At 59.1% G+C, this 24,050-nt stretch carries 19 protein-coding genes and 1 pseudogene; 14 read left to right on the top strand and 6 right to left on the bottom strand.

Annotated elements, in window-relative coordinates:
* The first annotated feature begins 148 nt into the window (after positions 1-148).
* From D8M21_RS04590 to rpsA, 5 genes are all read left to right on the top strand, one after another.
* The gene (locus tag D8M21_RS04590) at positions 149-613 is read left to right on the top strand and encodes an SRPBCC family protein (protein ID WP_048678466.1); all 465 of its coding nucleotides are present in this window, start codon (positions 149-151) and stop codon (positions 611-613) included.
* 267 nt (positions 614-880) lie between these two features.
* Positions 881-1,468 (top strand): ANTAR domain-containing response regulator, encoded by a 588-nt coding sequence (locus tag D8M21_RS04585; protein WP_126855694.1) that lies wholly within the window; start codon positions 881-883, stop codon positions 1,466-1,468.
* A 122-nt stretch (positions 1,469-1,590) separates the two neighbouring features.
* Positions 1,591-4,395 carry a DNA polymerase I gene (gene polA / locus D8M21_RS04580; RefSeq protein ID WP_126855673.1) on the top strand — a complete coding sequence of 935 codons (2,805 nt, stop codon included), beginning with the start codon at positions 1,591-1,593 and terminating at the stop codon, positions 4,393-4,395.
* A gap of 50 nt (positions 4,396-4,445) precedes the next feature.
* On the top strand, positions 4,446-5,792 hold the full coding sequence (locus D8M21_RS04575; RefSeq protein ID WP_048678464.1) for a GNAT family N-acetyltransferase: 1,347 nt from the start codon (positions 4,446-4,448) through the stop codon (positions 5,790-5,792).
* Between the two features lie 317 nt (positions 5,793-6,109).
* Positions 6,110-7,597 (top strand): 30S ribosomal protein S1, encoded by a 1,488-nt coding sequence (rpsA, locus tag D8M21_RS04570; protein ID WP_048678461.1) that lies wholly within the window; start codon positions 6,110-6,112, stop codon positions 7,595-7,597.
* A gap of 105 nt (positions 7,598-7,702) precedes the next feature.
* Here rpsA and D8M21_RS04565 read toward each other — a convergent pair whose 3' ends face one another.
* On the bottom strand, positions 7,703-8,395 hold the full coding sequence (locus D8M21_RS04565; protein ID WP_048678460.1) for an IMPACT family protein: 693 nt from the start codon (positions 8,393-8,395) through the stop codon (positions 7,703-7,705).
* An 87-nt stretch (positions 8,396-8,482) separates the two neighbouring features.
* Between D8M21_RS04565 and coaE the strand changes: the two genes are divergently transcribed.
* On the top strand, positions 8,483-9,118 hold the full coding sequence (gene coaE, locus D8M21_RS04560) for a dephospho-CoA kinase (RefSeq protein WP_048678458.1): 636 nt from the start codon (positions 8,483-8,485) through the stop codon (positions 9,116-9,118).
* Here the strand turns inward: coaE and D8M21_RS04555 are convergent.
* From D8M21_RS04555 to D8M21_RS04545, 3 genes are read right to left on the bottom strand one after another with little or no spacing between them, the layout of a single operon-like run.
* Complete coding sequence (locus D8M21_RS04555) at positions 9,109-9,993, bottom strand: NAD(P)-dependent oxidoreductase (protein ID WP_048678457.1); 885 nt, start codon at positions 9,991-9,993, stop codon at positions 9,109-9,111. The two genes, coaE and D8M21_RS04555, sit on opposite strands and share 10 nt — an antisense overlap.
* A 32-nt stretch (positions 9,994-10,025) precedes the next feature.
* Positions 10,026-11,378, bottom strand: coding sequence for a four-carbon acid sugar kinase family protein (locus D8M21_RS04550; RefSeq protein WP_048678455.1), 1,353 nt, complete (start codon positions 11,376-11,378; stop codon positions 10,026-10,028).
* A gap of 23 nt (positions 11,379-11,401) precedes the next feature.
* Positions 11,402-12,793 carry a GntP family permease gene (locus tag D8M21_RS04545; protein ID WP_048678452.1) on the bottom strand — a complete coding sequence of 464 codons (1,392 nt, stop codon included), beginning with the start codon at positions 12,791-12,793 and terminating at the stop codon, positions 11,402-11,404.
* Between the two features lie 135 nt (positions 12,794-12,928).
* Between D8M21_RS04545 and D8M21_RS04540 the strand changes: the two genes are divergently transcribed.
* The 3 genes from D8M21_RS04540 (at position 12,929) to uvrB (ending at position 16,840) form a co-directional block, all read left to right on the top strand.
* Complete coding sequence (locus tag D8M21_RS04540; RefSeq protein ID WP_048678451.1) at positions 12,929-13,636, top strand: FadR/GntR family transcriptional regulator; 708 nt, start codon at positions 12,929-12,931, stop codon at positions 13,634-13,636.
* Positions 13,633-14,592, top strand: a complete 960-nt coding sequence (denD, locus tag D8M21_RS04535; RefSeq protein ID WP_202975601.1) for a D-erythronate dehydrogenase — start codon at positions 13,633-13,635, stop codon at positions 14,590-14,592. The genes D8M21_RS04540 and denD overlap by 4 nt, the downstream gene beginning before the upstream one ends.
* A gap of 103 nt (positions 14,593-14,695) precedes the next feature.
* The gene (gene uvrB / locus D8M21_RS04530) at positions 14,696-16,840 is read left to right on the top strand and encodes an excinuclease ABC subunit UvrB (protein WP_048678447.1); all 2,145 of its coding nucleotides are present in this window, start codon (positions 14,696-14,698) and stop codon (positions 16,838-16,840) included.
* 123 nt (positions 16,841-16,963) lie between these two features.
* Here uvrB and D8M21_RS04525 read toward each other — a convergent pair whose 3' ends face one another.
* Positions 16,964-17,569, bottom strand: a complete 606-nt coding sequence (locus D8M21_RS04525; protein ID WP_048678445.1) for an NAD(P)-dependent oxidoreductase — start codon at positions 17,567-17,569, stop codon at positions 16,964-16,966.
* A gap of 103 nt (positions 17,570-17,672) precedes the next feature.
* On the opposite strand from D8M21_RS04525, the gene D8M21_RS04520 reads away from it, so the two are divergent.
* From D8M21_RS04520 to D8M21_RS04510, 3 genes are all read left to right on the top strand, one after another.
* Positions 17,673-18,071 carry a winged helix-turn-helix transcriptional regulator gene (locus D8M21_RS04520; RefSeq protein WP_048678692.1) on the top strand — a complete coding sequence of 133 codons (399 nt, stop codon included), beginning with the start codon at positions 17,673-17,675 and terminating at the stop codon, positions 18,069-18,071.
* Positions 18,072-18,169: 98 nt separating this feature from the next.
* Positions 18,170-19,804, top strand: a complete 1,635-nt coding sequence (locus D8M21_RS04515) for a long-chain-fatty-acid--CoA ligase (RefSeq protein WP_085529558.1) — start codon at positions 18,170-18,172, stop codon at positions 19,802-19,804.
* Positions 19,805-19,849: 45 nt separating this feature from the next.
* Complete coding sequence (locus D8M21_RS04510) at positions 19,850-20,881, top strand: LLM class flavin-dependent oxidoreductase (RefSeq protein ID WP_048678442.1); 1,032 nt, start codon at positions 19,850-19,852, stop codon at positions 20,879-20,881.
* A gap of 65 nt (positions 20,882-20,946) precedes the next feature.
* Here the strand turns inward: D8M21_RS04510 and D8M21_RS04505 are convergent, their stop codons facing one another.
* Entirely contained in the window at positions 20,947-21,219 is a 273-nt protein-coding gene (locus tag D8M21_RS04505) for a hypothetical protein (RefSeq protein ID WP_048678439.1), read from the bottom strand.
* 259 nt (positions 21,220-21,478) lie between these two features.
* Between D8M21_RS04505 and D8M21_RS04500 the strand changes: the two are divergent.
* A pseudogene (locus tag D8M21_RS04500) lies at positions 21,479-22,475 on the top strand (TerC family protein); the annotation flags it as partial.
* A gap of 215 nt (positions 22,476-22,690) precedes the next feature.
* Positions 22,691-23,890 (top strand): TerC family protein, encoded by a 1,200-nt coding sequence (locus D8M21_RS04495; RefSeq protein WP_048678437.1) that lies wholly within the window; start codon positions 22,691-22,693, stop codon positions 23,888-23,890.
* Positions 23,891-24,050: the final 160 nt, after the last annotated feature.

The following is a 24,050-nucleotide window of genomic DNA, read 5'->3' as shown; positions in this document are numbered from 1 at the left end:
CGGGAAGGCAGAATTGAACGAATCAGCTCGTGGCTGATAGCCCTCAGACCGTTGGGTGCCGTGTGGTCGGTGCCACTAGGGTGGTGAGGACAGGGTTTCCTCGGGACTCCCGGGGATGAACCACCGAAGTCCAACAGTAGGAGAACGCATGTCTGACACCACGTCCATTACGGTCAGCCGCTCTATCGACGCTCCGGCCAAGGCAATCTTTGATCTCTTGAGCAACCCTGAGCGTCACCACGAATTCGACGGATCGGGATTCGTGGTCTCCGATGATCGGACCGATCGCATCGAAAAATCCGGCGTGAAGTTCACCATGAACATGAATGGTGAGCACATGGGCGGCGACTACAAGACCGACAACTTCGTGACCGGTTACGACGAGAACAAGTTGATCGCCTGGAAGACCGCACCTGCGGGTGAGGAACCCCCGGGTTGGGAGTGGACCTGGAGCCTCGAGTCCACCGGCTCCGACTCGACCGACGTCACGCTGACTTACGACTGGTCGGCTATGGACCCGAAGTTCGCGCAGGAACTCGGAATGCCCTTGGTCAAGCAGGATCAACTCGAGGAATCCCTCGAATTGCTGGCCAACGCCGTCTCGGGAGCCTGACTTCTGAGGAACTGACACCATGAAGAGCCCGACGCTTCCCAGAGAAGCGCCGGGCTTTTCTGTTGCCTCGAGCCGATGGATGTGTCGGAATAATCATCAACAGGCGGTGAAGACCGCGCAGGAACGGCGCCTGTGCACGTAAAATAGGGGAGAAGCCCATCCATACACGGCGGCCACGGTCTTGATGATGACCGCTTACCAGAGGAGTGCACGGTGACAGACCCGACGCCAGAACAGGACACCACGAACCTGGAAGAGAAGACTCAGATGAACGAATCTGAGACGGAACGCCGTACGGTCGTGGTGGCCGAAGATGAAGCGCTGATTCGCCTCGACATCGTCGAAATTCTCAAAGACCAGGGCTTTGACGTTGTGGCCGAGGCTGGTGACGGCGAAGAAGCCGTGGAGCTGACTCGTCAGCATCAGCCGGACGTTGTGCTCATGGACGTCAAGATGCCCAAAATGGACGGAATCAGTGCCGCTGAGGTCATCGCGAAGGAACAGATTGCTCCCGTCGTCCTCCTCACCGCGTTCAGCCAGAAAGAACTCGTGGACCGCGCCACGGAAGCCGGTGCTATGGCCTACGTGGTCAAGCCGTTTACCGAGCACGACCTCATTCCCTCGATCGAGGTGGCCATGAGCCGCTACGAACAGATCAAGGCCTTAGCGAAAGAGGTTACGGGCCTCAAGGACCAGTTTGAAACACGAAAGCTCGTGGATCGCGCAAAGTCCCTGCTGATCACCAAGATGGGTTTGAGCGAACCGGAAGCTTTCCGGTGGATTCAGAAGACGTCGATGGACCGTCGCCTGTCGATGCGCGAGGTCGCCGAAACGGTCGTCTCTCAGGTTTCCTAACCCAGACAGGGGCCGGGAGGGAACCCTGTGTACTGTGCATGACGGCCTCATCCAGGCGGTCCATCCACAGTTTCGTGGTCCCAGACTCACATCTCGCTTCCGGCCATGACTAGGATTGAAGGGTGACTTCCGCTTCATCCTCCACACCCAGTAGCCAGAACGGCAAGCAGCGCCTGTTGCTCATCGACGGACATTCGATGGCTTTCAGGGCCTTCTTCGCTTTGCCTGCCGAGAACTTCTCGACATCGACAGGCCAATGCACGAATGCCGTATACGGGTTCGTCGCCATGTTGATCAACCTCATCAAAGGTCAACAACCGACGCACGTAGCGGTAGCTTTCGATCTCTCCGGACCCACCGTCCGCTCGGAGGAATACTCGGAGTACAAGGCCGGTCGCGATGAAACCCCGCAGGAATTCATCGGTCAGGTCGAGTTAATTCAGCAGGTCATGGATGCGATGAACATCCACAGTGTGACCGTAGAAGGGTTCGAAGCCGACGACGTCATTGCCACGATGTCCGTTCTCGGCGCGGAAGCCGGGATGGAGGTCCTGGTGGTCTCTGGCGACCGCGACGCCTTCCAGCTGGTCAACGATCACGTGACCGTCCTGTATCCGCGGCAAGGCGTCACGAAAGATCTTCCGAGGATGGATGCGGCCGCGATCGAAGAAAAATACGCGGTTCCACCGGAAAAGTATCCCGACCTCGCGGCGCTTACTGGCGAGAAGGCGGATAACCTTCCGGGCGTACCCGGCGTCGGCCCCGGGTTTGCCGCCAAATGGATCGCTAAATATGGGGACCTCGAAGAAATCCTGAGCCACGCGGACGAAATCCCCGGCAAGAAGGGAGAGGCTCTCCGGGCCCACATCGACGATGTCCGCCGCAATCGTCGTCTTAACCGATTGGTCACGGATGTCGCGCTTCCGATCACTGTGGAGCAAACCGAAGAGCCGCGGCCAGATCGGGAGAGGATCAATGAACTCTTCGACAAGCTGGAATTCAATTCGCTCCGAGACCGTCTCTTCGCTCTCTACGGCGAAGACGCGGCGGAGCAGACGGTTGTCGAAAGCACCATTGAAGAGGTCCAAGAGCCGGCAACCAGCAAAGAGGTGACGGCGTGGTTGGACCGAGCCGCCGGCGACGCCAGCGCTGCTGGGGATTCTGAATCGGCGCGAGCGGCAACCGCGATTACCCTTCGGCCACACTATGGCAACGGAGAGACCGGCAGGGCCCACGAGAAGGACATCGTTGGCGTGACGTTAGTTTCGGGACCACATGCAGCGTGGTTCCCGTGGGCGGAACTCGCTGAAGATGCCCATTCCGCCCTCACCTCGTGGCTCGAAGACGAGGAAAAGCCCAAAATCGTGTTCAACGCCAAAGACGCTTATAAGTCCTTCGCCGAGATCGGCGTGGAACTGCGCGGTGTGGTGGATGATCCGGCCCTCTCGGCCTACCTGTGTGGATTCATTCCTCTGCAGCGACGCCGCGAGCACGTTTTTGAGGACCTCGTGGGTCAGTACCTGCACTCTTCCTTGCCGGAACCTGCCGAGGATGATGCGCAAGGCGCGCTGTTCGACACCGCCGTGGATTCAGACTACGAGGCACAGTTGGCTTCGCTGACGGAGGCGTTGAGCGTGCGGCTGGACCAGGAGCTCGCCGAAAAGAACATGACGGCTCTCTCCCGAGAATTGGAGCTTCCCCTCACGCAGGTCTTGGGATCCATGGAGCGCCGAGGCGTGAGCGTCGATGCGGAAGCCTTGGATGGGTTCATCAATAACTTTGCTGGGCAGGCCAAGCAGGCCCAAGACAGCGCCTGGGATGCCGCGGGCCACGAGGTCAATTTGGGCTCGCCCAAGCAGCTTCAAACCGTGCTGTTCGATGAGCTGGACATGCCCAAGACACGCAAGATCAAGTCCGGGTATTCGACCGACGTGGAATCCTTACAAAACCTTTTGGAAAACGCCGCTCCGGATTCACCGGGGGAGCGATTTTTGACGGGTCTCATGAGGTACCGGGACCAAACGAAGCTCAAGCAGACTGTCGAGGGCCTCAAGAAGGCGATCGCCTCGGATGGACGCATCCACACGACGTTCCAACAGGCCATCGCCTCCACTGGGCGACTTTCCTCCACGGAACCGAACCTACAAAATATTCCGATCCGCACGGACGAAGGTCGGCAGATTCGTGGCGTATTCGTGGTCGCCCCAGACGAGGTCAACGGCACACGCTACGAAACCTTGCTGACCGCCGACTACTCCCAGATCGAAATGCGCATCATGGCCCATCTCTCAGGAGATGAGGGGCTCATCGAGGCCTATCGATCCGGGGAGGACCTGCACCGTTTCGTGGGCTCTCAGGTTTTCGGAGTTGAGCCGTCTGAGGTCACTCCGGAAATGCGTTCCAAGGTCAAGGCGATGAGCTACGGTCTCGCGTACGGCCTCTCGTCGTACGGCCTGTCAAAGCAGCTCCGCATTGGCGTCGATGAAGCGCGTGGACTCATGAGCAACTACTTCAAGCGGTTTGGCGCCGTGCGGACCTACCTCCGCGAGGTTGTGGAGCAGGCTCGTCGGGACGGATACACCGAAACCATGCTGGGGCGTCGTCGGTACCTGCCGGATCTCCAATCGGATAACCGGCAGTTGCGGGAGATGGCTGAGCGGGCGGCTCTGAACGCTCCGATTCAGGGTTCGGCGGCCGACATCATCAAGAAGGCAATGCTCGGGGTGGAGCGCCGTCTCAACGAAGGCAATATGCGCACCAGGATGTTGCTGCAGATCCATGACGAACTCATTCTTGAGGTCGCACCGGGAGAACTCGAGGCTGCCGAGGGAATTCTTCGCGATGAAATGGGTGGTGCCGTGGAACTCGCGGTGCCTCTAGAGGTTCAGATGGGTCACGGTCGATCCTGGAACGACGCAGCCCACTAACCTCACGACGCACCGACGGAACCGATTCGACACGACGAGGGAGCACTGACATGAGTCTGAAACCGATCCATCTGACCGAGTTCACGGGAAAAGACGGAAGGGCCACCGATGAGTATCGGCGGATTTCCACCCGCATCGCCCACGGATTTCATGCGACTCCCGGTGAGGCGGAGATCCAGGACTATAGGGCCCGTCACGATGAAAAGTCCGGAGTCGTTGTTCGGGGTTTCGAGGACACGGCAGACCTACCGGACTGGGCGGGAGGTAGCCCGAAGCCCGTGGCCACGATCCTCGGCTTCCCCATGCGAATCAATGTGGGAGCATCCGTGCTGGGTCTCTGGGGGATCACCGGTGTGAGCGTCTCGTCGACCCATCGACGCCGAGGATTGCTACGCCAAATGATGCAGTCCGAGCTTGAGGAAGCGCAGCGTAACGGCTACCCGTTGGCCGCACTCACGGCGACCGAAGGGGGCATTTACGGTCGATTTGGCTTCGGGATTAGTACTCGACTGTGCACCTACGACATCAATCTTCGATCCAAGCCGAGGATCCTAACCGAGGTCATGGAGGCCACGGGTGCGGAAGGCGGCACCATCGTCGAAGCCGAGCCGCGTGACCTCGTCGAGCTGGCGCGTGACCTTAACGAGCGACGCCTCCAAATCATCCCGGGTCAAATCTCGCGGTCGGACAAGATCATCGATGACCGCCTAGGCATCGTGTCTCTGGGCGAAGAGTCCATGAAGCCTCGTCTTAAACGAGAAGCCTTCGTGTATCGCGGGGCGAAGGGCGTGGACGGATTTGCCGTCATCGAGCATCAGGGCCGGGAGCATGATGTCTCCCGGGCGAAAGTCGTGGACGTTCAAGCGGCGACCACCGCTGCGTGGGTTGCCCTCTGGGATCATCTCCTTCAGCTTGACCTCGTCGATTCCTTGATACTCGACGAATCGCCGGGGCAGCCCTTGGATGCGCTCATTGCCAATCCACGGAACGTGGTCCTGACCGAAGATGAGGATCTCATCTGGACGCGAATTCTCGATGTTCAGAAGGTTCTTGAAGCCCGCCGTTATCCCATCGACGGCGACCTTGTGATCCTGGTGGATGATCCCATGGGTCTCGTGACTGGTGCGTACGCGCTCAGCGTGAAAAACGGTGTCGGGACCGTGACGGCTTCCGAAGAGTTGCCGCCGGTCGGTGAGCGGGGGAGCACCTCCGAAGACGACGCCGATTTGGTCCCGGAGGCTCCCCGGGTGCGCTTCTCGGTGGATCGCTTGGCCTCGGCGGTGTTCCGTGGGTGCAAGGTGGAGGCACGTTTCGGTGTGATCCGCGGGGAAGGGGTCGTACAGGCTACGCATCTCTTCTCGGTCGACGACGAGCCGTTCTGCGATTTCGACTTCTAGCGCCGCGCACGTCGGGAAACGTTGGGGCTTTCCGGCGGGTATACCCCCGGAACCTGCAGGCGTTATGGCTGATACGGCTTACGGTCTCGGGTTCCGGGTCATGCGGCGTAACTCACGCCGAATTGATGAATTAATGCCCGACACGCGGGGATTTTCCGCGTATTCGGCGTTGACCGTGTTTGCCGCACGTCATACACTGATAGGGCGCGTTTTTTCTTCGCGCAGTCCAATAAATGTTCGGCTTCGTCCCAACACGTCCAATGGACAGGGCGGGGTCGACCGAGTACAAAATCTATCCACATCGGAGCCCCTACTACATGACCACCAACACCCCGCAGGTCGCGATCAACGATATCGGAACCGAAGAAGAGTTCCTCAAGGCCGTTGACGAGACCATCAAGTACTTCAACGACGGCGATCTTGTTTCTGGCGAAGTTGTCAAGGTTGACCGCGACGAAGTTCTGCTGGATATCGGGTACAAGACCGAAGGCGTCATCCCGTCCCGCGAACTTTCCATCAAGCACGACGTCGATCCCGGTGAAGTTGTTGCCGTTGGTGATGAGGTTGAGGCTCTCGTCCTGACCAAAGAGGACAAGGAAGGCCGCCTGATCTTGTCCAAGAAGCGCGCTCAGTACGAGCGTGCTTGGGGCGATATCGAGAAGATCAAGGAAGAGGACGGCGTCGTTACCGGTACCGTCATCGAGGTCGTCAAGGGTGGCCTCATCCTCGACATCGGCCTTCGCGGATTCCTCCCCGCTTCGTTGGTGGAGATGCGCCGCGTGCGCGACCTCGCGCCGTACATCGGCCAGGAGATCGAAGCCAAGATCATCGAGCTGGACAAGAACCGCAACAACGTGGTCCTGTCCCGCCGTGCATGGCTCGAGCAGACCCAGTCCGAGGTCCGTTCCTCCTTCCTCAACAAGCTCGAAAAGGGCCAGGTTCGTACCGGCGTCGTTTCCTCGATCGTCAACTTCGGTGCGTTCGTGGATCTCGGCGGCGTCGACGGACTCGTCCACGTTTCCGAGCTTTCCTGGAAGCACATCGACCACCCCTCCGAGGTCGTCGAGGTTGGCCAGGAAGTCACCGTCGAGGTTCTCGAAGTGGATCTGGACCGCGAGCGTGTTTCGCTCTCGCTCAAGGCCACTCAGGAAGATCCCTGGCAGACCTTCGCCCGCACTCACGCGCTGGGCCAGGTTGTTCCCGGTAAGGTCACCAAGCTGGTTCCCTTCGGTGCGTTCGTTCGCGTCGAAGACGGCATCGAGGGCCTCGTCCACATCTCCGAGCTCGCGGTCCGCCACGTGGATCTCGCCGAGCAGGTCGTTTCCGTGGGCGAAGAACTCTTCGTCAAGGTCATCGACATCGATTTGGACCGTCGTCGCATCTCGCTGTCCCTTAAGCAGGCCAACGAAGGCGTCGACCCCGAGGGCACCGAGTTCGATCCGGCCATGTACGGCATGGCTGCCGAATACGACGAGCAGGGCAACTACAAGTACCCCGAGGGCTTCGACCCCGAGACCAACGAATGGCTCGAGGGCTTCGAGGCACAGCGCGCCAACTGGGAGCAGCAGTACGCTGATGCCCAGGCCCGCTGGGAAGCTCACAAGGAACAGGTCCGCAAGGCCCTGGCCGAGGATGCCGATGCTGCCGCCACCGCGGCCGCTGGTTCTTCCTCGTCCACCTCGTCGGCTTCCTCTTCGGCTCCGGCTCCGGCCAGCTACTCCTCCGAGGCAGCTGCCGATTCCGGCACGCTCGCTTCCGACGAGGCCCTGGCTGCACTGCGCGAGAAGCTCACCGGCAACAACTAAGCCGGTCGGCTCCCGCCAGGGAAGCACTTTGCAGCTTTAGGCGTTTAGCCTGAGAAAAGGCCCCTTCACCGTCACGGTGAAGGGGCCTTCTGCGTATCCGATGGATCAGCCGTCCACCCAATCAGTTCCCGCCCAAGTGACAGCCCATCGGCCAGAGGAGTGCGCCGCGATTCGAGCTTCGACTCCGCTGAGAGATTCAGCGTCGTCGGGAACGGCGATAGTCAGTGTGGCCTGAGACGAGGAATAGTCGGTACCGAGAACTACGAAGTGTTCCGCCCGCAACTCATTCTCCAAGCGGCCTGCTTGCGCGTGAGGTACATGAATCAGTCCATGCCGGAGCCGACGTCGAGGAATCAAGTGGGCCTCAGCCAGGGCATTAACGGTCGCGTCCGTGTACGCGCGGACTAGTCCACCGGCGCCCAGTTTGACCCCGCCAAAGTACCTCACGACAACAGCGCAAAGATCGGAGAGATCCGTGACGGACTCATCATCACCGTCCGTGCGGTGAGAAAGAACCGCCTGCAACATGGGAATGCCGGCGGTTCCGGCAGGTTCGCCGTCGTCGGAGGACCGCTGTATCTCACGATCCGCACCGATCACAAAAGCGGAACAAACGTGCCGGGCGTCGTGGTAACGCTTCCTGAGAGTTTCGATAAAGCGTCGCGCTTCATCCTCGGACTCAACTCGAGCAATATGCCCAATGAATTCGCTCTTCTTTATCTCGAGAATCGCCTCGACGGGTCGCGTGTCACGAGGAACGGTGTACTTGCGGGCACGGGTTTCCTGGCAATCGGTCACCGCACCAGTTTAGGGGGATCCGTAGTGTGAGGAGTGTTTGAGGGCGGCTACGCTGAGACGAAGGCCGCATACGAACGAAGGAGAGTCATGAGCCAGAAAACGTGGCACCTCGGTCTGACCGGGGGCATCGGTTCGGGAAAGTCGACGGTGGCCGCAATGCTAGCCCGGCGTGGCGCAGAAATCATCGACGCCGACGCCATCGCCCGGGATCTGATGGAGCCCGGAACGGAGGTGTTTGAGGACGTCATTCAGGCCTTTGGGCACGTTGTTTTGGATAACTCCGGCGCGTTGGACCGTGCGGCGTTGGCTCGGGTGGTGTTCTCTGACGAATCGGCGCGGGAGCGTCTCAACGGGATCGTTCACCCGGCGGTGAGGGCCGAATCGCGCAAGCGCGTGGATGCAGCGGAGGAAGATCCTGACTCGTTCGTGATCGTGCAAGACATTCCGTTGCTGGTTGAGACTGGTCAGTCAGACTCATTCGATGGCGTGATCGTCGTGGAAGCACCTGAAGCGGCGCGCGTCGAACGTCTCGTGACAACGCGCGGAATGGATCCGGACGACGCACGGTCACGGATCCGTGCCCAGGCCACAGACGAACAACGACGCGCGATCTCGACGTGGGTGATCGACAACTCGGGTTCTGAGGAGGAAACGGAAGAGCAGGTCGACCGCCTATGGCGTGAACTGGTAGATGACGGCGGAGAGCCTCAACCTCAACTCTGACGGGTCCGAAGCAACTGATACACCACGGAGTCATCGTGGAGGCCAAACCCTTCGCGACGGCCTCGCACGTAGAGCTGTTCGGCCGCTGAAGCCAACGGAACCGGTTGTTCCGCCTTTCGCGCGGCGTCGGTTACCAGCCCCATGTCTTTGACGAAGATATTGAGGGCAGAGCGTGCTTCGTGGAACTCTTCCGCCACCATCCTGGAGCCGCGGTCCTGAAACATGAAGGATTGGGCTGCTCCACCATTGAGGACCTCATGGCACTGAGTGACGTCGAGTCCCATCGAATCCGCGAGCGCGAGTGCTTCGCCCGCGGCGGCAATGTGTACGCCGCACAGTAGTTGATTGACGATCTTGAATTTCTGTCCATCGCCGGGTGCCTGCCCGACGACGGGGTGATTCGATGACATGGCATCGAGCAGCGGCCGTACAGCGTCGATATGTTCGTGCGCTCCTCCAACCATGACCAAGAGGTCTCCTTGTCCGGCTCGCAAAACACCGCCGGAAACGGGCGCGTCAACGACTCTTTGAGTGATGGGAGCCAGGGCGATCGCGGCTGACTCGACGGCGGCTGGTCCGACGGTGGACATGATTAACACGGTTGTGTCGGGGGAGAGGACGTCTGAGATGCCGTCCTCTCCAAAGAGCACGGCTTCCAATTGGGGGCCCGTGGCCACCATGATGACGACGACATCGACGCCGGTGGCCGCTTCTCGGGCCGATAGCGCGGAGGAAACGGTGGGCCTGAGCGAATCGAGCACCTCGGGGTTGAGGTCAAATGCGGTGACCTGGTGGCCGGCTCTAGCCGTCACTGTGGCCATAGGCGCACCCATGGCGCCGAGTCCGATCCAGCCGACAGTTGGGGTATTGGTCATGTTAGGGGTTCCTTCGTGCTGTCGAGGTGTGTTCATCGGGTTGCCGCTTGGAGTCGGGCGATGACGTCGGCGAGGGCCTCCTTATGGCCCACGTTGCCGGGGAACACGACGTATGGGCAGGTGCGGACCTCCTCGGGGGCTTCTGTGGGGTCGAAGAGGGAAATTTGTCCGGGAAAAAATTGTCCCCGAACGTTGGCCAACCGGATGTCTAACCCGCGGTGTGCGACTTCGTGAGAGGTGATGCCACCCTTCGCGACCACCCACGCCGGGAGGGCGGAGCGAGTCCGGGATACGACGTCGACCACGGCGTCCGAGACCGACCGCGCGATGCGTAGGGACTCGGCAGGGTCGGAGGTCGAGATCAGCGTTCGGCTTGTGTACACAGCGACGTCTTGGTGTGCGAGATGTTCTCGAATCGCGGAGACGGACTGGGCTAGGTGGTTTTCGCGTTGGTCAGGGTCCAAGAGCTTCTCGACGTCGAGTTCGATGTTTGTGAGGCCGCCGCGACGCTGCACTTCGGCTAATTGTTCGGTGGTCAGCCCAACATGAGAGCCGACGACGACGAGACCATGCTGGCCGCGATTTTGGTCGATCGTGATGTCACGGGGATCGAGGATCTGTGCGCTTTGCTGCCCGGCCAGTGCGCGGACGAACGAAGGGCCACAGCGGGTCACGAAGTGGTGGCCTTCGCTCTCAAGGCGTGTGACGGCGTCGGAGACAACCTCCATGTCAGAATATTCGGTCGCGTTAACCACGACCCACTGCCGGTTGGTCGTGGCGCGAAGGATGCCGTAGACCGTCTCGACTCCTCCGACGCGAATGTCGTCAAGAGAGATGCTCAGAACATTTTCCGCGGCTACTTGCCCTGCTGAACGTTCTTCCAGAAATTCAGCCAGGTTCGAATGGGAGTAGCCGAAGGTCGCGTCGCGGGCGAAGTCCGTGTCTTCGACTCGGCGATGTTCGCCATTCACCACGGCGTAGTGCACGTTGTCCTTGGTATATCGCCCGGCTTCAAGCATGGCCGGGCAAAAGAGAAATGCGTCAACGGCGATGTCGTGCTCGGCGAGAACGTCTGCCAAGGCATTCGGTTCGGCGATCACGTGTCCGCGAAGCGTCGAATCGGAGCGAGACACGACGTGCAGCGGGGTTTCCTGTCCGGACGCGGCCTGAAGAAATCGGGACAGCGTGCTGCGGTTCAATGCTACGGCGTCGTCTTCATCGAGGGCACGTGTATTGGTCAGAGTGAAACATGTGGATCCAGGGCTACTCAAGGCATTGTTCAGCAGTTCTGGGTCTTGTTCGAAAGCGACCGGGACATCGTGGACACACTGGGATCCGGTGGGGTCATCGTCAAGAACGAGCAGACGACGGGGTGAGGTAAGCATGCGTGTACTCCTCTGGGGTGGTTTTAGGCGATGGCGGAAATGATGGGCCACATGATGAGGGCAACACAGAATCCCGCGATGGACGTCACCGTGGTCAACACCGTGTAAGACTTCAGCGCTGTAGCGGTCGTGACTTTGTTGTATCGGGACCAGACCCAAAACAGGGAGTCGTTCACGTGGGAGAGTGCCATTGAACCGATACCGATGGTCACGGCGACCAGCGCTACTTGAAGGGGCGCGAGGTGCATCGAGGAAATCAACGGAGCGATGAGAGGCGCGGTGGTCAATGTGGCAACTGTCGCGGATCCCTGTGCCGCTCGAATCAGAGCTGCCATGAGCCACGAGAGGACCAGAACGTGAAGTCCCGTGCCAGCGAGTGCCTGCGCAACGGCGTCGGCTACACCCGTTTCTTTGAGGACATGCCCAAAAGTGCCACCGGCTCCCGTAATGAGAATGACTGCTGCCACCGGAGGGAGCGCGGAGTTGATGACGTCCTCGGCGCGGGATAGACCCCAGCCTCTGCGATATCCCAACACGATTGCCGCCGTAATAACCCCGATTAACAACGCCATGGGGGATGCGCCGACGAATGAGAAGAAAGCCACCGCCGGATTTTCCTCCGGAAGGAGCATCGAGGTCAGGGTTTGAGTCATGATCAGAACCAGTGGAATAAGGATCATCGAGATCACCAGGCCAGGGCTCGGTGGATTCTCCACGTGGGGAAATGACTGCGTTACATCTTCGTCGAACTCTTCTCCAGATTCGGCGAGGTCAGTGGCGGAGATGGCCGGGACAGGGGAGAAGGCGCGTCGGGTAATGAATGGAATGACCAGTTGCGCGCAGATCCACATGATGATCGCCGGGATGAATCCCAGTAAGAGGACCATGCCGATATTGGCTCCCAGAACTTGCGCACCGCCAACTATTCCAGGGTGCGGCGGGAGGACCACATGAACCGTTAGCAGGCCCATGACCGTGGGCAACGCGTAATTGAGCATATTGCCCTGTAGACGCCTCCCCACCGAGAGAATGATCGGCATCAGCACGATGAGGGCGACATCGACGAATACGGGAATTCCGAAGATGAATGCTGCCGTCCCTAGCGCCCACGGAGCCTTATCTGGACCGAACCTCCGGAGCATCATCTTGGCGAGTACGTCGGCACCGCCCGAGACCTCGATGATCTTTCCGAGCATTGCACCGAGGGTGACAATCAGGGCTACGGAACCAAGGGTGGTTCCCATTCCGTCTTCCAATAGGGGAACGAGCTCATTCAGCGGGATACCAGAGGCCAGGGCGAGCCCTACGGATACGAGTAACAAGGCAATGAATGGGTGGGCCTTGACCTTAATGATCAGAGCCAAGATGACGGCCACTGCGGCCACACCCAAAAGTACGAGGGCTACCGGGGACATGAAATCTCCATCGACTTCTCTTCCGGCCAGATGTGGGGGACACCACCTGGCAGTTGTCAGATATCTGACAAGTGTAGCTATGGGTGGCATACTGTCAACCAGATCACATGATGACGTCCTGGTGAGGAGACAAGGATGACCAAGAGTCTTGCCGACCGCATAAGTCGGTTACTCCTGGAGAAAATTGGGCAGGGCGCTTACGGCATAGGGGACGAGCTTCCATCAGAAGGGCAGCTTGCAGAAGAATACGACGTCTCACGGTTGACCATCAGGGAATCGATTAAGGCCCTTGCGAGTCGAGGCGTTATCGAAGTCCGCCACGGTAAACGCAATAGAGTCGCCCCTGCCGAACAGTGGGATCTATTAGACGCCGATCTGATGAAGCTCCGAGGCAGCCTCCGAGGCGAAAGCCAAAACCTGATCGAACAGCTCACGGAGGTTCGGCACATCCTTGAGATCGGCGCGGCGGAACTCGCCGCCCAACGTATTTCATCCCAGCAGCTTGCGCTCATGCGAGAGCAGCTTGAGATCATGATCGCCGCGGAGAGCGTTGAGTCGGAGCCTGATATTCCCCGGGCCGTTGAGGCTGATATCTCCTTCCACCGCATCATCATTGACGCCGCCTCGAATGAATACCTATCTGCCACCTATCGGCCACTCGAAGAGGTGCTTCAGGCCGTTCGCTTGAAGACCTCTGCCACCCGCAAGGTGCGTCGAGAAGCCATCGCGTGGCACACGGAAATTTTGAACCGCCTTGAACAACGCGATACCGAAGGCTCCCGCGAAGCCATGCGCTCGCATATGACGCAGACATTAGGGGCCGTACGAGAGGAGACATCATGAAAATTATCGTCACGGGAGGAGCTGGATTCCTGGGCAGCCGCGTCATCGATGAGCTCTTGCGTCGCAAAGACGCCGGTGACTTCGGTATTTCCTTTGACAAGGTGGTTTCCTTGGACCTGGCCGAGAACCGAAGCCACGATCCCAGGGTGCAATCGGTCGTGGGGAATCTTGCAGATCCTGAGATCCTGACCGAGGTGGTCGGAAACGATACCGTCGCCGTATTCCACCTGGCAGCGGTGCTCTCGGGCGGATCGGCGGAAAATTTCGATCAGGCCATGGCGGTCAATCTGGACGGGACGAGAGCCCTCCTGGAAGCGGTCCGCCATGCCGGCAATTCGCCGCGTTTTATTTTCACGAGTTCATTGGCGGTCTTCGGAGGCTCAGTGCCCCGAATCGTGGAGGAAAACTGGGCGGAGCAGCCCGACTCAACGTATGGGGCGTTGAAGGCTGTGGGCGAGTTGCTCGTCAATGAGTATTCACGAAAAGGTTTTGTGGATGCGCGTATTTGCCGTCTTCCCACTATTTCGGTTCGTCCCGGAAAGCCCAACTCGGCTGCTTCCTCCTTTGCCTCAGGGATTATTCGGGAACCGCTCTCCGGAATCGCCTCGGAATGCCCCGTACCGCACGAGACCCGGATGTGGCTTTCGTCGCCGAATATGGCGGTGGCTAATCTAGTACATGCCCTCGAGATTGATGGTCAAAAAATTGGCGCTTGGCGTGGAATGAACATTCCGGGGATATCTGTCACGGTCGAAGATATGCTGGCGTCTCTCGAGGCGGTAGGAGGACCCGAGGCTCGTGAGCTCGTCACCGATCGCCAAGACCCGGCGGTCATGGAGATCGTTTGCTCATGGCCGGGCGAGTTTGCGGTGGACCGGATGCTCGAGCTCGGCTTCATGCGAGACGCGTCCTTTGACGACATCGTTCGGCAATTTAGGGATGAGTTTGTAGCGTGATGCGTCAACCCACCGGCGCATCACTTTTCGGGCCAGGGATAGGGGTGGTTCGCCGTCGGCGCGAACGATCGAACATTCGTGCGAATAGCGGTAGCCTGGGTTTATGAGTCTGGCACAGGAGATCCACCGCGTCGTCGCCCCATTTGAAGTCATTTCCGAGTACAAGCCCGCCGGCGATCAGCCGAAGGCCATAGCCGAACTCACCGAGAGGGTTGAAGGCGGCGAGAAGGACATCGTCCTGTTGGGCGCCACCGGTACCGGTAAATCGGCGACGGCCGCGTGGCTGGTGGAATCGGTCCAGCGCCCCACTCTGGTGATGGTTCAAAACAAGACCTTGGCTGCTCAGCTGGCCAACGAGTTGCGTGAGCTGCTGCCGAATAACGCGGTGGAATACTTCGTCTCCTATTACGACTACTACCAGCCTGAGGCATACGTCCCGCAGACCGATACCTTTATCGAAAAGGACTCGTCGGTCAACGAAGAAGTGGAACGGTTGCGCCACTCAGCCACCAACGCCTTGCTGACCAGGCGCGACGTCGTCGTGGTCTCCACGGTCTCGTGCATTTACGGCCTCGGCACGCCTGAAGAGTACGTCGCCCAGATGGTGACGCTAAAACAGGGCGAAGAAATGGACCGCGACGAGCTCCTCCGCCAATTTGTGAACATGCAGTATGCGCGCAACGACGTCGACTTTCACCGGGGCACCTTCCGCGTCCGCGGGGATACCGTCGAAATCATTCCGATGTACGAGGAAAACGCGATTCGCATCGAATTCTTCGGCGATGAGATCGAATCGATTTACACCCTCCACCCATTAACCGGCGAAGTCATCCGGGAAGAGAACGAGATGTACGTATTCCCGGCGTCGCACTATGTGGCTGGTGCCGAGCGCATGGCCCGTGCGGTGGATTCCATCAACCATGAATTGGGCGAACGTCTCAAGGAATTGGAAGAGCAGAATAAACTCGTCGAGGCCCAACGTCTTCGGATGCGTACCACGTACGATCTGGAAATGATGGAGCAGATGGGATTCTGCAACGGTATTGAGAATTACTCACGGCATATTGATGGCCGTGAGGCTGGATCGGCGCCGCACTGTTTGCTGGATTATTTCCCGGACGATTTCATGCTGATCGTGGACGAGTCGCACGTGACGATTCCGCAGATCGGTGGCATGTATGAGGGGGACATGTCGCGTAAGCGGACGCTCGTGGAGCATGGGTTCCGGTTGCCTTCCGCGATGGACAACCGTCCATTGAAATGGGACGAATTCCTCGAACGCATCGGGCAAACCGTGTATATGTCTGCAACTCCTGGAAAATACGAGCTGTCGCAGGCCGACGGTTACGTCGAACAGATCATTCGCCCCACGGGTCTCGTGGATCCGGAAGTGGTGGTCAAGCCGACTCAGGGACAAATCGACGACCTCTTGGACGAGATTAATCAGCGGGCACAACGCGACGAACGCGTGCTCGTGACGACCTTGACCAAGCGGATGGCCGAGGATCTGACGGACTACCTCGTCGAGCACGGTGTGAAGGTCCAATATCTGCACTCCGACGTCGACACCCTGAAGCGTGTAGAGCTGTTGCGATCACTTCGGTTGGGCGAGTTCGACGTCCTCGTGGGCATCAATCTGCTACGCGAAGGCTTGGACCTCCCAGAGGTGTCCCTGGTCGCCATTTTGGACGCCGACAAGGAGGGATTCCTTCGCTCGACGACGTCGTTGATCCAGACCATTGGACGCGCGGCCCGTAACGTTTCCGGCCAAGTGCACATGTATGCGGACAAGGTCACCGACTCCATGAAGACCGCGATCGACGAGACCAACCGGCGTCGTGAGATTCAAATCGCGTACAACAAGGAGAACGGCATCGACCCGACGCCGTTGCGCAAGAAAATTGCTGATATCACCGACCTGATCGCCCGCGAAGATGAGGACACCAAAGAGCTCTTGGCTCAGCGTGCGGCCGCAAATAATCACACTGCGCCCGTTGCTGGTAAAGGCAAGAAGGGGAAGTCCGACGACGCCGCTGACAACGCAACCTTGGCGGCCAGCGCGAAGATTCGCGAGGACGGACTGGCAGCGGCTCCAGCCGAGGACCTCCGGGATCTCATCGAGCAGATGACCGAGCAAATGCGCAACGCCGCGGCGGAGCTCCAGTTCGAATTGGCGGCGCGTCTCCGTGATGAAGTCTCGGACCTCAAGAAGGAACTGCGCCAGATGCAACAGGCGGGTCACGCCTAGTCTCCGCGACCGGCCGCACGTTCGTCTCTGGTGAGTTCTTGCGGGACGCCGCGACGAAACCAGGGTGTGAACATGGCGAGGGCCCGATCATGTTGATCGGGCCCTCGTGGCGTCCGGTGGCGGTTAGTTTGCTACGGTGAACCGCTTGCCGGTGTGTTCGTTCATTTCGGCTTCGTCGATCAGCGCGACGGCAAAGTCTTCCGCGGAAACCGAATCGCCTGCCGGAACGTCTAGCGCAACCGTGTACTGGCCGGTGCGTTCGCCGGGCGCGATGACGGGGGCCGGGGCCAGCATCGACCACTCGAGTCCCTCGGAATCGACATAGTCCAGATAAATCTGGGCGAAGGAATCTGCTTCGATCTTGTACTCGGCGGGGAAGCCTTCGGTGTCCTTGAGCATGGTGTGCTCGTCAGCCTGAAGTGCTCCAGCGCCCCCGACGACGAGGAATCGGCCCCGAGGGCGGGCCGCGATCAGCGCGCGGTGATTCTCGATATCGGTGGCAAAGTCGCCGGTGCGACCATTGACGACCGTCAGAATCGTAAAGTCATGGTCCGCGATGACGTCGACGGTCTTTTGTGTATCTGCCGTATCCAGTGAGAACGCTTCCGTCGCACCTTCGGGAAGGCGTCCGCTACGGGAATACGCATCCACCGTATGTCCACGGCGGGCAGCTTCCGCTACGGCCCGCGAACCAATCATGCCGGTGGCTCCAATGACTGCAATTTTCATGTCGATCTCCTCTGTCGTACTGGGTCCGCGGTTGCGGATCGTCTGTTGTGCATAGTATCTATTAGATATTAGGTACCTCAAGGAAACTAAGGAGAAAATGTCGATGTCATCTCACGGCGCAATCGCGTCCGAACCCCAGGGGCCCTTTGACGTCATGGATCCTCGTTGCCCGTCTCGCACGGTTCTTCGGCACGTGACCGATCGGTGGACGCCGCTGATTGTCACGAGCTTGAACGACGGGCCACTCCGATTCACGGAACTTCGTGGAAGGGTTGGAGGTGTCACCCCGAAGGTTTTGACTCAGACCCTTCGATCCATGGAGCGCGACGGATTCGTGGTGCGCCATGTCACGGGTACGGTCCCGCCCCGAGTTGACTACGAGTTGACGGCCGTGGGGCGTAGTTTGGCGGAGCCAATTCGGGCCTTGCGAATCTGGGCCGAAGAGCATGCCGTGGCGGTTTTGGAATCGCGGGCCGCTCACGACTCAACGATTCAGGTGTAAGACGATGTCGCACGTCGACCCCTCTGGCATAACTCCGTACTATGAGATCTGCGACACATTTTGACCTTGTGTCCACTCGTTATTCAAGGGAGTTCTGCATGTTGACCGGCCATCCGTCCACCACAGGCGATACGTATCAGCTCAATGTGACCACGATGCTTCGACACGCGGCTCGCACCTATCCCGAGACGGAAGTGGTGTATCGAGATTCCGAGGGGCGGATCTGCCGGTCGAATTACGCCACCGAATGGACACGGGTCAACCAGATGGCTCGAGCGCTGGAGTCTCTTGGGGTGGAGGCCGGCGATGTCGTGGGTGTTTTGGACTGGAATTCCCGACGCCACATGGAGTTGTACTTCGCCATCCCAGGTCTGGCGGCGACTCATCTTCAGCTGAACGCCAAGCTCTCCCGCGAGGATCTCGGCTACGTGGTGCGCCATTCCGGAGCTCGCTGGATCGTGGTGGACGAGTCCTTGATGCCGATCGTGGAATCTCTCGACGACGTGGAATCAATCCAAGGGTGGATCATCGTGTCGGATCGTGGTGGTGCGCGGCCTGCGACGCATTTGCCGAATCCCGTGTATCTCGAGGATGAGATAGCCCGACAGCCTGAGACTGAGTACGACTGGCAGGTGGTCGACGAACGCACCGCCGCCTATGCGGGCTATACCACCGGGACGACGGGGCGGCCTAAAGGGATCTTTTACTCTCACCGATCGGTGTATTTGCACGCGTGGGCGTTGCACACCTCGCTGAGCTTTAATCACCGGGATTGTCTGATGCCGGTGACCCCCATGTTTCACGTCATGTCGTGGGGATTCGTCCATTCTGCGGTTTTGGCGGGCGCCAAGCTGGTGATGCCGGGCCAATACTCGGCCGGGAAGGTGAAGGACCTCGCCGAATTCCTAGTGAATGAAGGGGTGACCATTTCGAATGGTGCCCCGGCGATCTGGACTCCGCTCCTGGAATATTTCCGGTCGGAGGAGCCTCAAGCCGATCTCACGGGTCTACGCGTCGTCGTCGCTGGATCCGAGCCCGCGCTGTCCCTCATGAAGGGATTCCGGGACGTGGCCAACGTGGACATCGTGCACGGATATGGGGCATCCGAAACCTCGCCCATCGTCTCGATTAACTGGAATCTAAAGTCGAGCTTGAATCATTTGACCGAGGACGAAAAGTGGGACTTGAAGAGGTCGCAGGGACTTCCGAGTGCCGGTGTGGACATCAAAGTGGTTTCTGTTGACGGGCAAGAACAGCCTCATGACGGCCAATCGGCGGGAGAGATCTACTACAAGGGACCATTTATCACCCAGGAATATTTCGACCGTCCGGAAACGGCGGATGCCTTCGACGACGGTTGGTGGCGGTCGGGCGACGTCGGCGTCATCGACGAAAACGGGTACTTAAAGCTCACGGACAGGTTGAAGGATGTCATCAAGTCTGGCGGCGAATGGATCTCCTCGATCGACATGGAAAACGCGATATTGGATAACCCGCGCATAGCAGAAGCCGCGGTGATCGGCGTCCCCGATGAAAAATGGGACGAGCGTCCGGTGGCGTACGTCGTGGCACGCGAGGGGGAGGCGATCGACGACGAAGCGGTACTGAGCACGCTCCGAGCTCGATTTGCGAAGTGGCAGCTTCCCGAAAGGATCGTTGTGATGGACCAGTTGCCGCGCACCTCGGTCGGTAAGCTCAACAAGAAGAAGCTTCGCACCGACCACGCGGGATGATCCCGTGAGGCGGCCGGCTTCCTTTCCTGAGATGGAGGTACCCCTGTGCCCGTTGAACCACGTTCCCTGAAACGTCTCGGATTCTTGCACATCGCGCCCTTTTCGGCCGATGATCCAGGAACCGGCTTGAGGGACGCCATCGACCTGTTCCGCTATGCCGAATTCTTGGGTTTTGACTCGGGCTGGCTTCGAACTCGCCATATGCAATACGGCGTCACGGCCCCTGGGGTGATGCTGGGCGCTCTTTCCCAGGCGACCGAGCGGATTCAACTCGGTAATGCCGTCATTCCGATGGAGTTCGAAAATCCCCTGAGCCTCGCTGAGGATCTCGGCGTGGCTGACCTCCTCAGCGGCGGGCGCCTGCGACCCGGCTTGAGCGTCCACCCGCCTTCTTTTGACGACGACGTCAAAGACGTGGTTTTCGGTCCGGGCTGGCGTTATGAGGATTACGGATATGACAGGATTCACCGGCTTGTCTCGCTCTTGCGGGGAGAAAAAGTTCGAGATCTTGGGGAGTATCAAGGATTTGGTGGCGACTTTGACTCCGAAACTGTTCAGCCCCTGAGTCCAGGGCTGGCGGATCGGCTTTCATACGGGGCCGGGTCTTTGCGTTCGGCCAGGTGGGCTGGGCAAAGCGGGCTCGGTCTCTTGGTGAGCAATATCGGTTCAACGGAAAATGGCATTCGCGATTTCGACGAGGCTCAGGCGGCCGTCATCCGTGAATACCGGAGTGCGTTGGCCGAACGGCGCTCCGGAATAGCGGCTCAAGCTCGGGTCGTGGTTCCGACCGACGAGACTTCGCCGGAGCAGAAGGTTCGATACGAAGAGTATGTTGCGCGGAGAACGCCGCGAACCGCAAAGATTTTGGGGGAGAAGACCATCATCGCACCGGATCGAATCGGGAGTACCGAGGACATTGTTGAAGGTCTTTTGGGCGATCCGTCCTTCAACCTGGTGGACGAATTCATCGTCGAATTGCCGTTTGAGCTCGAACCTTCGGACTGGCGTCATATTCTCGAGCAATGTGCGAACCGCATTGGCCCCGCATTGGGGTGGCGACCGGCCGGCGAAAGATAACCTTCGGCCGGATATACAAAAACGCCCCCGGCTTCATCTCAAGCCGGGGGCGTCTGTTGAACGATTTACTGGGAGATCTTCGCGCGATTCGGGGCGTGGGATCCCTCTAGCGCCTGCATTTCTCCCATTTCCTCAATTTCCCGCTGGGAGCGCTTGGAAGCGGCGAAGATTCCGGTGATCACCAGAAGTACGGCGCAGACCAGGCAAAATCCGATGGCCCAGTCGACGAACTCGCCGACACGTCCGTCAGACGGAATGCTCCAGATAAAGAACGCGGCTCCGGCCATGAAGATGGCTCCGAAAATGTACGACCGTGCTCGGGTCCAGGCGGTGGTCATGGTTATACGTCCTTTTCTCGGCGTCGATTAGTGGCCTCGATGAGTAGCTTACCTAATGAGATCGATAGCTTCGTCCAGCTCCGGCGGTCACCTCCTGAATCGGATGGCGGTAGAGTTTCTCCCTGAGCAAGGGAGTATCCCCTTCGACCTGTGAACGTCAGCACGTCAGGCGCCGATGCCTGGCCGGGCACGGGGTCGCGCCGCATGCGGAGGCGATGGGAGAGACTTGTGCGGTTCTTGATACCCACAAGGAGGGCCGGTGGAGGTCTCCATCACTCAATGGATCGTCACGATCGTGATAATCCTGGCATTGCTTGCGTATGACTTTATTTTTCACGTGCGTAAGCCTCACGAGCCGACGATCAAAGAAGCGGCCCTGTGGACGTCGTTCTATGTGACCATCGCGTTGCTGTTCGGTCTCTTCATTCTCATCTGGGATGGTGGCGACGTCGCGGTGCAGTATTACGCCGGGTTCATCACCGAGCAGGCCCTTTCGGTCGATAACCTCTTCGTCTTTCTGATCATCATGGCGTCCTTCAAGGTGCCACGTGCTGATCAGCAGAAGGTTTTGCTCTTCGGCATCGTCGTGGCGCTTCTCGCGAGAACCCTGTTTATTTTCGTGGGCGCGGCGGCCATCAACCGGTGGGCTGCGCTGTTTTACGTGTTTGGTTTATTCCTGGTGTACACGGCCGGCAAGCTCGTTAAGGATGAAGTCCACGACGCCGAGAGCGGCGACGATGAGGCGAATAACGTGATGGTTCGCCTGGCTAAGAGGTTCCTCAAGACGACCGATCAGTACGACGGTGACAAGCTGTTCACGCGGGAGAACGGCAAAAAGGTCATGACTCCCATGCTGTTGGTCATGGTGGCCATCGGCCTGACCGACATCATGTTTGCTCTTGACTCGATTCCGGCAATCTTCGGCCTTACCCAGGAGACTTATATTGTCTTCACCGCCACGGCCTTTTCATTGATGGGTCTTGCGCCAGTTGTACTTCCTGATCGATGGGATGCTGGACCGCCTGATCTACTTGTCGTGGGGACTCGCCGCTATTCTCGGGTTCATCGGTGTCAAGCTGATCCTGCACGCCCTGCACGAAAACAGCCTTCCTTTCATCAACGGGGGTCATCCCGTGCCCGTCGTGGAGATTTCGACGATGCTCTCGCTGGTGGTCATCGTGGGCATCTTGGCGATCACCGTGGCCGCTTCGCTGCTGTCACCCAAGGGTCGCGAGCTCCGAGAGGCGAATTCCTCGGAAAAATAGGTCGCCGTGAGGCGCCTGACGTGGACGGACGTCGCGAGGTCCCGTAGGCTGGGATGCTATAGCAAGGGAGTATCCCTCGATTTCGTGCACGTCAATACGTCAGGCGCCGATGCCTGGCCGGGCACGATCCACGCTGTGCCTCGGGACCTGTTCCCGCAGCGTGGGGGAGAGACTTGTGCAGTTTGTCGACTCACAGGAGCCCTTCGATGGAAATTCCCCTTATTCAATGGATCGTGACCCTCGTGGTGATCTTGGGCCTGTTGGCCTACGATTTCATCTTCCATGTGCGTAAGGCGCACGAACCCACGATCAAAGAGGCCGCCGTGTGGTCGGCCGTGTACGTGGGCATCGCCCTTCTCTTCGGCCTAGTGATTTTGGGGTTCGACGGCGGGCAATTTGCCGCCGAATACTACGGCGGGTACATCACCGAGAAGGCGCTCTCGGTGGATAATTTGTTCGTCTTCCTAATCATCATGGCGTCCTTTAAAGTGCCCCGTGCTGATCAGCAGAAGGTCTTGCTCTTCGGCATTATTTTCGCGCTGGTGGCACGTACGGCGTTTATTTTCGTGGGTGCCGCTGCCATCAACGCGTGGGCGTGGGTTTTCTACATCTTCGGGCTGATCCTGCTGCTGACCGCTGGCAACCTCATCAAGGGTGAGGTGTCCAACGGCGAGGAGAAGGACGAAGCGAATAACGTCGTCGTGAGGCTGGCCAAGCGCTTCATGCACACCAGCGACGAATACGACGGCGACAAGCTCTTCACCTGGGAAAATGGCAAGAAGGTCATGACCCCGATGCTGCTCGTCATGGTGGCCATTGGCGGTACGGATGTGTTGTTTGCGCTGGATTCGATCCCCGCGATCTTTGGCTTGACCCAGGAACCGTACATTGTGTTCACGGCGACGGCGTTCTCGCTGATGGGTCTGCGCCAGCTGTACTTCCTCATCGATGGACTGTTGGACCGTCTGATTTACCTCTCATGGGGTCTTTCCGTGATCCTGGCGTTTATTGGTGTCAAGCTGATCCTTCACGCACTTCACGAAAACAACCTTCCCTTTATTAACGATGGTCAGCCCGTTCCGGTGATTGAAGTCAGCATCGGCATGTCCTTGATCGTGATTATCGGGGTTCTGATCCTGACCGTTCTGTTGTCCTTGTTTAGCCCCAAGGGTCGGGCTCTGAGGATCGTGACCGGCACGGAGAAAGCAGCAACCGAATACCTCGACCTTCCGGAAGAGACCTCAGAGGAACGCCGTCAGGCCAAGCACGATGAGCTGGTGGAGTACCAGGAGAAACTCCGGGCTCTCCCGAGCAAGCGCAGAGATTCCCTGATCGATTCAGAGAGCCGTTTCCGCGATCTACTGGAGCGTGCCCACGGGCGCCATGAGGAACACTCCGGCGCCTGATCGAATTCCTGTGTGACGTCCGGCGGCTTCCCTTCCCTGCGGGTGAAGGGGAGCCGCCGGATTTTTCGTCGTGGGGTATTTCGGGTTTTGCCGAGGTGCGAGGGGACGCTTCATCTCAGGTTGAGGCTTGTTGGGTGGGGTTTCCCGTCGGGGGTTCTTG

The organism is Kocuria sp. HSID16901 (assembly GCF_003989425.1).
Classification (GTDB): domain Bacteria; phylum Actinomycetota; class Actinomycetes; order Actinomycetales; family Micrococcaceae; genus Rothia; species Rothia massiliensis.
This window is presented reverse-complemented; position numbering and strand designations above follow the sequence as displayed.

Excerpts from the sequence above, each read along its gene's own strand:
- D8M21_RS04590 (WP_048678466.1), top strand. The coding sequence starts at position 149 with ATGTCTGACACCACGTCCATTACGGTCAGCCGCTCTATCGACGCTCCG.
- D8M21_RS04585 (WP_126855694.1), top strand. The coding sequence starts at position 881 with ATGAACGAATCTGAGACGGAACGCCGTACGGTCGTGGTGGCCGAAGAT.
- D8M21_RS04575 (WP_048678464.1), top strand. The coding sequence starts at position 4,446 with ATGAGTCTGAAACCGATCCATCTGACCGAGTTCACGGGAAAAGACGGA.
- rpsA (WP_048678461.1), top strand. The coding sequence starts at position 6,110 with ATGACCACCAACACCCCGCAGGTCGCGATCAACGATATCGGAACCGAA.
- coaE (WP_048678458.1), top strand. The coding sequence starts at position 8,483 with ATGAGCCAGAAAACGTGGCACCTCGGTCTGACCGGGGGCATCGGTTCG.
- D8M21_RS04555 (WP_048678457.1), bottom strand. The coding sequence starts at position 9,993 with ATGACCAATACCCCAACTGTCGGCTGGATCGGACTCGGCGCCATGGGT.
- D8M21_RS04550 (WP_048678455.1), bottom strand. The coding sequence starts at position 11,378 with ATGCTTACCTCACCCCGTCGTCTGCTCGTTCTTGACGATGACCCCACC.
- D8M21_RS04545 (WP_048678452.1), bottom strand. The coding sequence starts at position 12,793 with ATGTCCCCGGTAGCCCTCGTACTTTTGGGTGTGGCCGCAGTGGCCGTC.
- D8M21_RS04540 (WP_048678451.1), top strand. The coding sequence starts at position 12,929 with ATGACCAAGAGTCTTGCCGACCGCATAAGTCGGTTACTCCTGGAGAAA.
- denD (WP_202975601.1), top strand. The coding sequence starts at position 13,633 with ATGAAAATTATCGTCACGGGAGGAGCTGGATTCCTGGGCAGCCGCGTC.
- uvrB (WP_048678447.1), top strand. The coding sequence starts at position 14,696 with ATGAGTCTGGCACAGGAGATCCACCGCGTCGTCGCCCCATTTGAAGTC.
- D8M21_RS04525 (WP_048678445.1), bottom strand. The coding sequence starts at position 17,569 with ATGAAAATTGCAGTCATTGGAGCCACCGGCATGATTGGTTCGCGGGCC.
- D8M21_RS04520 (WP_048678692.1), top strand. The coding sequence starts at position 17,673 with ATGTCATCTCACGGCGCAATCGCGTCCGAACCCCAGGGGCCCTTTGAC.
- D8M21_RS04515 (WP_085529558.1), top strand. The coding sequence starts at position 18,170 with ATGTTGACCGGCCATCCGTCCACCACAGGCGATACGTATCAGCTCAAT.
- D8M21_RS04505 (WP_048678439.1), bottom strand. The coding sequence starts at position 21,219 with ATGACCACCGCCTGGACCCGAGCACGGTCGTACATTTTCGGAGCCATC.
- D8M21_RS04495 (WP_048678437.1), top strand. The coding sequence starts at position 22,691 with ATGGAAATTCCCCTTATTCAATGGATCGTGACCCTCGTGGTGATCTTG.